This is a genomic window from Pseudoalteromonas sp. MMG013, assembly GCF_018100885.1.
Lineage (GTDB): Bacteria > Pseudomonadota > Gammaproteobacteria > Enterobacterales > Alteromonadaceae > Pseudoalteromonas > Pseudoalteromonas aurantia.
In genome coordinates, this window is the sequence record NZ_JAGJEE010000023.1 from 15177 (window position 1) to 27836 (window position 12660).

General features: G+C 39.1%; 10 protein-coding genes. 1 reads left to right on the plus strand and 9 read right to left on the minus strand.

What is annotated here, in order from left to right; translation table 11 throughout:
• The first annotated feature begins 13 nt into the window (after positions 1-13).
• Entirely contained in the window at positions 14-1048 is a 1035-nt protein-coding gene (locus J8L98_RS17750; RefSeq protein ID WP_210997527.1) for a glycosyltransferase family 4 protein, read from the plus strand.
• A 3-nt stretch (positions 1049-1051) separates the two neighbouring features.
• Here the strand turns inward: J8L98_RS17750 and J8L98_RS17755 are convergent, their stop codons facing one another.
• The 9 genes from J8L98_RS17755 to J8L98_RS17795 form a co-directional block, all read right to left on the minus strand.
• On the minus strand, positions 1052-2488 hold the full coding sequence (locus J8L98_RS17755; protein ID WP_210997528.1) for a sigma-54 dependent transcriptional regulator: 1437 nt from the start codon (positions 2486-2488) through the stop codon (positions 1052-1054).
• Between the two features lie 40 nt (positions 2489-2528).
• Positions 2529-3992 (minus strand): SpoIIE family protein phosphatase, encoded by a 1464-nt coding sequence (locus J8L98_RS17760; RefSeq protein ID WP_210997529.1) that lies wholly within the window; start codon positions 3990-3992, stop codon positions 2529-2531.
• A gap of 13 nt (positions 3993-4005) precedes the next feature.
• Positions 4006-4710 (minus strand): AAA family ATPase, encoded by a 705-nt coding sequence (locus J8L98_RS17765; RefSeq protein ID WP_210997530.1) that lies wholly within the window; start codon positions 4708-4710, stop codon positions 4006-4008.
• The gene (locus tag J8L98_RS17770) at positions 4707-6788 is read right to left on the minus strand and encodes an SLBB domain-containing protein (RefSeq protein WP_210997531.1); all 2082 of its coding nucleotides are present in this window, start codon (positions 6786-6788) and stop codon (positions 4707-4709) included. Before J8L98_RS17770 ends, J8L98_RS17765 begins: the two co-directional genes overlap by 4 nt.
• Positions 6789-6792: 4 nt before the next feature.
• Positions 6793-7677 (minus strand): OmpA family protein, encoded by an 885-nt coding sequence (locus tag J8L98_RS17775; RefSeq protein WP_210997532.1) that lies wholly within the window; start codon positions 7675-7677, stop codon positions 6793-6795.
• A 13-nt stretch (positions 7678-7690) separates the two neighbouring features.
• Complete coding sequence (locus J8L98_RS17780; RefSeq protein WP_010363390.1) at positions 7691-8005, minus strand: STAS domain-containing protein; 315 nt, start codon at positions 8003-8005, stop codon at positions 7691-7693.
• Between the two features lie 162 nt (positions 8006-8167).
• Positions 8168-9979, minus strand: a complete 1812-nt coding sequence (locus tag J8L98_RS17785) for a sugar transferase (protein ID WP_210997533.1) — start codon at positions 9977-9979, stop codon at positions 8168-8170.
• Positions 9980-9991: 12 nt separating this feature from the next.
• Entirely contained in the window at positions 9992-11068 is a 1077-nt protein-coding gene (locus tag J8L98_RS17790) for a glycosyltransferase (RefSeq protein WP_210997534.1), read from the minus strand.
• Positions 11065-12564, minus strand: a complete 1500-nt coding sequence (locus J8L98_RS17795; protein ID WP_210997535.1) for a sugar transporter — start codon at positions 12562-12564, stop codon at positions 11065-11067. The genes J8L98_RS17790 and J8L98_RS17795 overlap by 4 nt, the downstream gene beginning before the upstream one ends.
• Positions 12565-12660 lie beyond the last annotated feature (96 nt).

Sequence of the window (12660 nt, forward strand, 5' to 3'; positions counted from 1 at the left end):
CCTGGAGTTAGATATGAAATATGACGTTGTATTATTTGTTGATTCTTCAATATTCGGTGGTATTGAGTCTCACTTAGTAGAGCTTGCTAAATTACTACAGCGCAAAGGCGTTATATGCAAAGTCCTATTTTACCAAAACCACGATAACCAACTATTTTACAATAAGCTAGAATCTAACAATATTCAATTTGAATTTTTAAATGGCTCCATTTCAAGTTTAAAATCGGCATTTGCGAGTTTTTCAAATGACACCGTAGTTCACACCCATGGGTACAAAGCCGGTATATTGGGCAGACTAATGTGTAAGTATCTAAAAGTACGTTGTATCAGCACTTACCACGCAGGGGAAACGGGTCAAGGAATGGTTAGGCTTTATAACATTTTGGATAAATTAACCGCACGACTTTCTATTAATTTCGCTGTATCAAAACGAATTAAAAACCAGTTAAAAGAGGCGGAAGTACTCGACAACTTTATTGAAACTACCCCATTGGCAGTCACAAGCTCTACTTATCACAGCGCGAACAAGCTAAAAGTAGGTTTTGTTGGGCGGTTTTCATACGAAAAAGGCCCAGACAGGTTCATTGAAGTTGCAAACCACATGGTCAAACAAAACATGATCGAGTGGCATATGTTTGGTGATGGAGATATGCAGAAAACACTTGATATACCAGAACATGTTGTTTGTCATGGAGTGGTCCCATCTGAAAAAATTTGGAAAAATATTGATGTGCTATGCGTAACCTCGAGACAAGAAGGATTACCAATGGCTATTTTAGAAGCAATGAATCATGGCGTTATGGTCATTAGCTTAGATGTAGGTGCTGTCTCAAACATCATTACAAACAACCTAAGTGGTTGGGTCATGCCGGCCTATGATGTTGATTTATTAACTAGAAAAATTGAAGAAATAACGAAGATCGCGCCAGAAAATTTGATTATGATGAAACAATATGCACATAGCATTGTGGCGCAAAGATTCTCGGGCCATGCACAGTGGACACTTTTACATGAAGCGTACTCAGGTCAGTGCCCATCCCGCATATAATCATTATGCCTGTGCGTCTTCCCAACCCTTGATTTTACGATAAATTGTAGAAGGGCTAACATCTAACAAGGCTGCTGCTTTTGGAATATTGCTTTGGCAAAGCGCTATCGCTTGCTCTATATACCGCTTTTCTATAACCCATAGAGGTTCAATATCTTGCATCGTTCCCAGCGTCGTTCGCTGTTCTAAACTTGAATTATCAACGCTTCTAGTAGTTGGTGCTAACGGAGCCACATTAAGGGCCGATTGCACCAAAGGTTGAGCATTGGTGTTTTGCGAACTCAGTAAAGCAGGTACCATATCCAGATCAATCCATTCATCTGGGTTGAGCACTAAGGTATTACGTACGGTGTTCTCCAATTGGCGAACATTACCAGGCCATGTGTAATCTAAAAAAGCCCGCTTAACATCGTCAGAAATACCTTTATAGGGATGTGATTCTTCTTTACTAATTTTAAAGAATAACGCCTCAGCAATTTCAATGATATCTCTTCCCCTCTCTCGTAAAGGGGGTAAATTTATCGGGATCACGTGAAGACGATAATAAAGATCTTCTCTAAATCGACCCGCTTGTACCTCTAGTAATGGATCCCTATTTGTGGCACAAACAAAACGAACATCTACCTTAGTTTCTTTTTCACTCCCAACTTGCTGATAACAGCCCGTTTGTATAAAGCGAAGAAGTTTGCTTTGCAAATTTATATCCATTTCACAGAGTTCGTCTAGAAATAAAGTCCCCCCATTAGCTTGACCAGCAGCCCCTTCTCTATTTGCTATTGCACCTGTAAATGCCCCTTTTAAATGCCCGAATATTTCGCTTTCTATTAAGTCTTTAGGAATTGCGGCACAGTTGAGAGCAATAAAGGGTTTACTGGCCCGAGGTGATGCTTGATGTACCGCTTTTGCACATAGCTCTTTACCTGTCCCGCTTTCTCCTGTTATAAATACGGTTGCTTTACTGACTGCTGCTGAATTAATGATTTGATAAACGGATTGCATGGCGCGAGAACTGCCTATTAAGTCAAAAAAGCGTCCATTCTCATATGTTGCTTGATATTTTTCGACCGTACTTTTTAGGTCTTTTAACTTCAGAGCATTATTTATTGTGATCCTAAAGCGGTCAGCTTCTATGGGTTTTTCTAAAAAGTCATTGGCGCCAAGCTTTATGGCTTGTATTGCCATTTCTTTAGTCGCATGCCCCGTTAGTACTATAACTTGCGGCTGATCATCACCTTGTAAAGAAGAAAGAATATCCAGCCCATTCATATCTGGTAGCATGACATCTAGTAGAATAAGATCAGGCGTAAATTCAGCAATGGTAGCCAAAGCATCTGCACCTGTGGCTGCAACCCGTGTTGTCATCCCTGTTGGGATTAAATACGACTGGTACATCAAAGCCAGAGACTCTGTATCTTCAACTATTAGAATTTTTGGCGGCATAGGCAACTTCCTTCTTTTTATGCTTATGAATTTATTATAACTAATTAATAACGATTAGCGATGCATCGTCAATCTCTTTTGTCAAACTAACTTGAGAATTGTGCCAAAGTGTAGATGCAAATTCGCTCTGACTCAAAGATAGATTAGGTAAGATTTGTTTAAGTTGCAGTAACTCGCTTTCATCTGTTTCTCGATTATCAAACAACCCATCGGTATAAACCAAAATATGTAATACATCCTTTAGTGACACAGAGTAAACTTCGTACTGATGTTCAGATGACAATCCTAATAACGGGTCTACACCGGCTAACTCACTTAATGTCCCATTTGACTTTATTACTATCGGCGGCGGGTGCCCTGCATTCAGCCAATAAAAATGTCCGTCTGAAACATATCCTGCAAGCAGAGTGACCAAGCTATTTTTACATAACTGCTCTTCATATAACGCTTGATTAAGCGTATTGAGCAATTCATTACAATTTGGTTTGCTTGCCAAAAAACCGCGGACAAACCCTTTAATTGCAAAACTTTCTTTTCTCGCTTGAATGCCGTGCCCCATCATATCACCTAAAATAAATCCATTTTGTTGATTTGGGATAGGCATAAAGAAATCACCGCCATCACCTACCTCGATTGAGCCAAATAAATGGGCATTAAAGCCCTCATTTAGTCGGTAATTATCGATACTACGTGGCGCTTCTATTTGATACTCAAACGCTTTAACCCTATTGGTCACTCGCTCTAAACTTTGCAGTAATCTAATTTTTTTAACTGGCTTCACTAAATAATCGTCAATACCCAAACGGTTTATACGGGTAATCGTATCATCAGAATCTGTGCCTGTTAGCATGACTACGGACAGTGTACTCCTATGATCAGAACCATTTAACTTCGTAAGCAATGGTTCTGATGTTTGCTTTTGTAATTGGTAATCCAAAATCAATACCTGTACATCATGCAATGTGATCGCTTGCCAAGCCTCACTCAACTCTTGGCAAACGATTACGTCATAGTCGTCTTTTAGGTATGCATTTATTAATGCCAGTTGAGCAAGATCGTCGTCAACATAAACGGCTTTAGGCTTATTCTTGCCTTGGGTTAGTGGTATAGAAAAGTGGTTTTTACTACGCTTGCTCGTGTATGCCGCTTTTGGAAAATAATGCCTTATAAGCTCAACACCCATTCCTCCCTCAACTAGTATGCCGCTGTTAATATCCCAGTCAGATTCATTACAAGCAAATAAATCGTAAGGCGTTAAATTATCAATCACTTCTAATGTATAATCTCCTGCTTTATTTCGTGTTATGAGTAACACAATCGTTTCATCTTCTCCCTTACTATGCCGTAAAAGGTTCGTTAAATACTCAGTTATAACGAGCCCAGCAGCATCAAGGTCATCACTCAATACGGCTAACCCACTCAAAACATGTTTAAGAACGTGCCGGATCTCAGTAACAGCGGGTGCGATTAAACTGAAGCGTCTGTGGTATATTGGTTCGTTCATGATTGACTTATAATTAGTGTGGATGAAATAGCCAAGTTTGACGATTTACCTTGTTAATTAAAAATTGTGTTATTCTTGGCCAACGGTTTCGGTGTCGCTCTAATGCGTTAATGAGTTTTTCCCCTAAAGGTGCGAAATGATGTTGCGTCACTACGACTCTTACGTGTTGATGTCCACCTTGTTTAATATTTTTAATACTGGTGCATAGCGACTCTTCATCATTTATGCCCAAACCAACGGTTACAATTGTCATATCACTACACAAGCTCAGTGCATGTAACGGCACGTTTCCCCTATTCATTTTTGTCGCCGGTGACATATCTAAAAGAATATAATTATACTCTTGGGAAAGTCGCTCGACCGCTTCTTTCATAACTTGTTTATTTTTTGCAGACTCCAAATTGGATAGATTTTGCATGGTCAGTAAGTCGACTTGATTATGCTCAATAATATTCAATTGACAGGTAATATCGCTGAAACACCATTCAGGACCCGTAGGTTGCGCAATTTCATCTAACTTTAGGGGGGTTATTGGATTTAAATCGATAATTAATACACGGTGTCCGTTCGCTTTAAATCGTTGAGCAACACTTGCGCATACAGTTGAAGAGCCTGAATTTCCCTCAAGTGAAATAAATGTGACACATCGAGCATTGTTATCAATAATTTCATTACCAATGTCTTCAACTTCTTGATATTGATGAGGAATAAGGTTCATAAGCCCACCACTAATGCTATAATAGTTATAAAATCAACAAAGTTATCTTTAAACTGACTCATTAAATCTTGACCTTTATCTGGTATGTATAGCGTATCTCCGGCTCTGAGTACCGGTATATTTACTGAGTTTGGATTTTTCACAAAAGCCTCTAAATCAAAAACCCGTGAACGCTCTTTACAACATGAATGATTCACAACCACTATTTTGTCAATTAATGCAGACCCTGTTGGTCCGCCAGCTTCAGCGAGTATATCTAACAAAGTCATGGTGTCATCAAAATTATAGCGCCCTGGCTTTTGAATTGCCCCCATAATTCTTACCACTTGTTCCTTTGGTTTTCGCAACCAGTCTTTAGTTTTTTCAGGGACAAAAATAGTGTCTCCAGGTAGAACATTAGGAAACAGAGTTTCATCTCCTGTTTCAAAATATAATGCTAAATCGAGCTTACTCACTCTGGCTTTATCTTCATTTCTATGTGTCACTCTAATGTTTTTTATATCCGCGTTGCCATTTGGTCCATCGGCCGCTGCCAAGATGTCTATGAAGTGCATATTGTGATTAAATGAATATCGCCCTGGAGACCCTACCTGACCCATAATATATATTGACTTGCTTGACTCTTGACGGATCCATTGTGATTTATTGTCAGCAGGATCTACCGGCAATTCTTCCACAATCACTGTGTCACCTGCTTGTAGACTGGGTAAGAGCGTTTTCCCATCCGATATCGTGTACTTTTCTAAGTCAAATCGCTTCGTTACCTCTCCATTTCGTACTATTTTAATATCATTAATGTTGGCACCTTTTGTTGGGCCTCCTGCATGACCTAATAGATCTGTAAAGTCCATCTCCTGACTCCACTCATATCTACCAGGAGAGAAAATTGCGCCAATGATTTTAATAGCCCGACTCGGCGGAATTTTTAACCAACTTTTCTCGTTTAAATCTGTTTTTTCAGGTACAAAAATAACGTCTCCAGGGTTAAGTAAAGGAATCTCTGCTGAAACAATCCCTTCACTGTATCCTTGCAAATCAAATAAAATATTTTCTCCAGCAGGTGTTAAAATTCTAATTTGTCGGGTTTCTGCAAACCGTGTTGGGCCGCCTGCATTCGCCAATATATCGAGGAAATTGATATTGTCGGGTGCTTCATACGCCCCCGGTTTCTGGACTTCCCCCATAATATAGACAGTCCGCGCAGTGGTATTTACATCATCCACCATGATAGGAACATAAATGGTTGAACCTGCTTTTAAATCAGGCATATTGTCTTTATTTGGTTTATCTAAGTATGCTTTTAAGTCAAATACTTGAGGGGTCTTATCTACAATAACTCTGATTTTTGTAACATCAGCATATCGAGTAACGCCTTCGGCTCGCATTATGGCGTCTAATACACTCATATCGTCTTTAAATGAAAAGCTACCAGGGTTATGTACTTCCCCCAATAGGGTAATTGCGCTGCCTGCACTAGCATCCCCGGTTGCACTGAGAGTTTGCGCATCAAAGTCTATTTGCACATTACCAAGTAACGGGGATACCGGCACGAATACGATATCTCCACTTTGTAAATTAGGGAGTATCTTGACATTGCCCGAGTCTAAGTAAGCCTTATAATCAAATTCAATAATAGACTCACCGCGTCTAATTTGAAGTCTATCAAGCTGCGCTCCTGGTTTTAACCCACCCGCTTTCGCTATTACAGTTTGAATGTTTCCATCAAAAGGGATGCTAATTTGTTCAGGTGCATTAACATAACCCAACACTGTTATGAAAATATCTTTGGCTCGTAGCTCTATATAAAAGTCATCCATTGCCCTATAAACATTTCCAAGCGTTATTTTCACCTCATTTTGGAATTGTTGAACTGTTTTACCAGCGGCTTGCACACGACCCACTTCTGGTAATACAATTGCCCCGTCTTTACCGACTTCAAACACGGCTTCAAATTCAGCTTCACCTGGGACGTAAAGAAATAACTTATTACCAATTTGAATTGTATCTGTACCCTTTGAATGAGTATCAGCAGATATTAAAAACGACAATAATAAAACTAAGCAAAGAAACAGCCGCATAACATTACTCCTTAGTTGCTTTAATCACCTTTGTCCATTCAACTAACGATCCTGCTTTGACAGGTTTACCGTTGTTGATTTCCGTCAGTGATAAAATTATTGCTTCGACACGCCGATCAGAGTGTCGTTCTGCGTCACTATTACTTATATTGTTATATGGCTGTAAACTGCCTTGTGTTAACGTTGTGATCGTCTGTTGTTGTACACCATACACACCAAGCCAGTGCTTTACGGTTTCAGCCCGCTTAAGTGCGAGTTCATAGTTGTTATCATGGTTACCCACTTTGTCTGTGTGCCCAACTAATAATATTGAAATATCAGAAACTTGCTTAATTAAATCCGCTGCTTGGGCTATTCTCCCCATATATTTAGGAGTGATTTGATAGTCATCAAATGCAAACTGGTTATCACTATTCAATAAGTCTGTTATTTGATTTTTAACTTTAACAGGCACCTCTTTCACGATTACTACATCATTTTTAGGGGCACACTGCGTCATCGCTTGTACCATTTCAAAATGCCCCGAAAGTTGATTAAGACCATGGTAGTGAATGAGTAAATCATGTTCCGCATCGGCCCACATTTGTGCTGATATTAAGCGGCGAATGCGATTTTCATAGACTTGTGCTTTTAACAGTTGTGCAGGCATACAATCACGGATCCCTTGAGCTTTTAGCAAATCGAGTTTCATCACAAGGTGCTCAAATTCGTTAGTAACAACATTGATGTCATCAGAAAATACGTGATCCGTATCACCCAAATGCTTTTTACCGTCCTCACTTTTATGCTGACTGTAATGTTCTGCCCAACCTCCTTGCCCTTCTTCAGGCCAAGAAGCACATCCGCCTATCATGACTATTACCGATAAAAATAGTGTTATGTGCTTCATAAATTCTCCTTGCTTACAATTCAAGCTGCTCAATGAAAGGAATCGTTTTGTCGACCCTTAGTAAACTCATTAATTTGAAGGGCTGCCCATTTACTTTTAACAAAGCAAGATTTTGTCCTTTCTTTTCAATTCGTTTGTATAAGAAAACCATAGCCCCTATACCTGAAGAATCAATAAATTCCGTTTCTGAAAAGTCTAGAATGATGTTTGTATTGTCACAAACAGCGAGTTTTTCAAACTCATCCCGAAAGCTATCCACAGTAAAGCCAGAAAAGTCGCGAGGTAAAGGTAAAACACGAGGGGTATTTGAGTAAGTTGCTTCAGTCATGATCATCACCAAGTTTATAATAGAAGTTATGATTACTATTACAACTATAGTGCCAACTTTGTACTTTAAACAATATGTTGTTTTATAAATAAATAATTGATAATTACTGCAAAATGCAAAGGAATTTAATAAAATCATTGCATTTTGCAAAGCAGATTGTCGTTATTGGCCTTTTCCTAATACAACAACCTGTATGGTTTTAAATAGTATGGTGAATTCCATTTTAATCCAACTCAAAGGTGATGACATACTTAATACATAGGCATAATCCCAGCCAATTTTACTTCTTGCATCTTCCACTGATTCGTCATAACCATTCATTACTTGAGCAAGACCTGATATCCCTGGTTTCAACCCATAAGTTCTATGGCAAAAATACGGTATGGATTTCTCTAACTTACCATAAAAAACAGGCCTTTCTGGTCGAGGACCAATTAAAGACATCTCCCCTATCAGCACATTCCAAAGTTGAGGTAATTCATCAATTCTCGTTTTCCGTAGGAACGAGCCAATGGGCGTTATACGAGGGTCGTTCTTACTGGCCCATATCGCGCCGCTTTTCGCTTCAGCATCGACCACCATAGAGCGAAATTTATACACATAAAATAATGACACAAATTCATCGGTGCTTTCACCGACTCTTAGCTGCTTAAATAATACAGGGCCTTTAGACGATAATTTAATCGCCATAGCTGCACCTAACATAATGGGTGACACAAGCAGTATACCAACGCTGGCTCCAATAATATCTAGTACTCTTTTCGCACACTTAACACCATTACATCTCGTTGTGGCGCTCGATACTCGTTTCCAAGGCGAGTCAAAATACCCATATTCAAATTTCACAATACCGATTAAAGCTATCCAATAACTATTTAGTACATAAGCTATTTGGTCCAAAATGACCAATCGCTTTTTAGTGTTAAATAGAAGCTTGAACCAACTTATTAAATGGATAGCTAGCAGCCCACTGCTGACAATAATAGACCATAGTGTTTGAGACACTATCACCTCAGCGGTCAATGCAAGGTACATCCCAAGAAGGAGAATTGGCATCAAACCACGTAATACTTTATGGGATAGGAAGTTAATACTTGTCCATCCTAACTTGAAATTCATTAAAGGCATTAACAGTTTAATTTGTTGCCAATTCCCAGCTCCGACTCTCTCTCTGCGAGTATAATCTTGTACTTGGTCATCGCAGTCACACTCATACATGACCACCTCATCATTGATTATCGCTTTGTCTCCGTGAGCCAATGCTCGCATTGACAATATAAAGTCATCGTTGATAGCATTTGGCTCCAGTACAGTCACTAATTCTGCACGCACAGCAAACATCGCACCAGGCACTCCAATCACAGCACCTACATTAGACTCAAGCCTTTTTAGGGTATTTTGATATTGCCAGTAAGATTGCTGCGCAATCGGCGCTGCTTCTTGCAGCGTATACTGACCCGTTGTTACAGCCACGGCATTATCTCTAAAGTCCTGCTCTATTTTATTGAGTGCATCGATACTTAACAGTGCACTAACGTCAGTAAATACCAATATGTCGTATTTATCTCGAGTCATAGAAATCAACGAATTTAAACTCGCGGTTTTGCCTTTATTCTCAATTTGCAAATGCAAATTGCAATGCACATTGTTAGATTCAAGCTGAAATGATACTGATTTCGCTAATTCATACGTGTTATCAGTACAACCATCAAAATAGATATGAATATCATATTTATGATTAGGGTAAAGTAATGACCCCAAATTATGCAGCTTTTCTTCTATATATTTAGCCTCATTATAGGCACACATCAAAATAGCAATAGTTGGTGTTTCAGTCTCGTTATCGCTAGGTTTAACTACCCCTATGCTATTATCTTTCATACTATTCATTAACTTAAGTACAGCCATATACCCTATGTGATGATATATGGCTATCAGAATTAACACGAAAAACACAATTGCAAATACTGACATATTATTTATTCCTTATGCATTAAGGCCTCGGTATAATTGGTCGTACTGCGAACTCATTTGAGAAACATCCGCTATTGCGATTGCATGTGCTCGTATAGATGGACCACGTTCTAGCTTTATCGCTTTAGTAAGAGCAAATGGCAGGCCACTATGTGCTGTAGGGCTTAATAAAATTCCTTGTTTAGGTGTTAGGACTTCATGAATTCCTCCCACATCACTGGCAACAATAGGAAGTCCACACGCCATAGCTTCTAAAATTGACAGAGGTAACCCTTCTCGTTCAGAAAATAAACAAAAAACATTAATCGCGGAATAAAAAACCTGCATATTTTGAACGTTACCTAAGAAGTGGACGCGTGATTCCAAGCCTAAAGAGGTAACATGTGTTCGTAAACTTTGCTTTAAGCTCCCATCCCCCGCAAGTACTAAATGATAATCTCCAGGGAGGTCTTTTAGGCTCGATATTAGCGCTTTATGACCTTTACCCGGCTCTAATCTAGCCGCACAACCTACGAGCTTGATAAACTTAGGTAACCCAAGTTGATATCTGGCATGTTCCATATTGATTGCAGCGAATTGAGTACAATCAATGCCATTTAAAATGGTGTTCTGTGTTGATATAGCAGTTCTAGATGTAAAATCATCGGCAACCACTTGCGCGTCTGCAACCCAATGAATAGCACATATACGGTTTAGTAACTTTGTGATCACGCGTTGCTTGAAATTATTTAAGTACCATGCATCATGAATTGTCGATACGTGTCTAACCTCCTTACGCTTTAAACAAGCCAAACTTGCATATAGCATAGGTCCAATATGATGACTGTGGATCACTTCAATTTTTTTCTCTTCGATGATCTTTATCAATTTATCTACAACTGATAACTCAAACTTTGGGTTTTTATCTAAAAAAATTAAATGCTCTTCCATTTCTTGTAGTTGTGGCCAATCAGTCAAAGATTCCACTTTACTGCCTTGTAGCGCGACAATCACACTGTTTTGTGCAAAACAACTCTTTTGCATTAATGTCACTGCCATTTTCTCCAGCCCACCAATTTTCAAATGTTGTACTAAATGTAATACTCTCATGATTCTTCACCTTCTATCTGTCGACTTACCACCTGACCATTTACAATCTGGTCTTGATCAAGTCTGATAATGGGTAACACCGTCAACACAGGTTGAGCGGCGAGCTTTTCAATCGTCGCCAAGTCTTTCAAATGACTATCACAAAGTGTTGCCACAAACACACAAGCAAATCCGGTAAAAATACCCAATATGACACCCACAACTGCTGATACTGATAACGCCGTGTTTATGGCTTTAGTAGGACTATATGCTCGCTCAATCGTTTTCACTTTGTCAGGTCCCTCATACTTCACTAACTTTCCTGTCACTTTCGCCATTTCATAACGACTTAACATGTCTTTGTATAGGGTTTGTTTTACATCATAATCACGCTCAAGCTTTCGTAACTGCTTTTCTATATCACTGGTGATAAGCAGCCGTTGACTCAACTTTTCAGTTTGCTCTGTTAACATATCAAACTCTTGTTGATGCTGTTGAACCATATTTTTTGCGTCTTCAAGCGCTAAGATTTGCGATACTAATACTGTACTTTCTCCATTTGATCCGATGGATAAAGTATTGGCCATTTGCCATAGCTTATCTAAGTCCGTCACGTCTAAGTCGGTACCATGACTCAACAATGTTTGCTGGCGTTGTTTTAAGTTAGCCAACTCCCTCGTCTTTTCGATAACCTTACTGTGTTTATCCGTATATCTTGTTTTCAATAAGCTTAAATCTGACTCCGAGCGAATGATTTTTTCTTCAAGACGTCCCAAAATTGGGTTTGCTTGCCCTAATTTACTCGCGAGTGCTTTAAGTTTTGCTTCAGCGCCTGATAAAATGACGAACTTTTGCTGTTTATCGTTTATGAGCTTATCCAGCATTTGGCGGTTACTATTTAATACGTCAGGCAACGTATCACTGTAGGTGACTTTGAACTTAGCTAACTCATCTTCTGACTTTTCTAATTCACCTCTTAAAGCATCTAGCTGCTGGTAGAAAAACTGTTCAGAGGTATCTAACGATGCTTTGGTCGGCGCCAATAAACGCTCAATGAATTTTTCCACTACTTTTTCTAAAATAAGCTTCATTTGTGAAGGCTCATGCCATTTTAAATGTATACGGACCAGTTCATCTCCTACCAATGAAAGGGACAAACCTTGTGCTAGTTTTTGCTGCACCAAATCAATTTCATGAGAAGTTGGAGCGTCAGATAATAAACTAGCTTCTTTTGCTACAGAAGTGAGTACTTTACGACTTATGACCAAGGTACGAAGAGCTGCCATTCTATTGGATAGCTCAAACGAGAACGATAAATCATCAAGAAAGGGGTTCAGTAACGATGATTCTTCAATTAAAATTGTTGCATGGTTGGTATATTGTTTTTGTGCTGTGGCGGCAAAAAAGAACACAACAAAAGGCACAATCAGTAAAGGCACAGCAAAAAGCTTCGCTCGGCTGTATAAAGCATACAGTGCGAGGTACATTAGTCTTTTTATTTGCTCTTTTACTAGCATGACTCCCTACCTATTACTTTTGCAAATTGCAAAGCACGATTGTCGTTCCATTCGCATAATGAGAAAAATATCCAATTTTTCGTGCTTCCCTTGTAA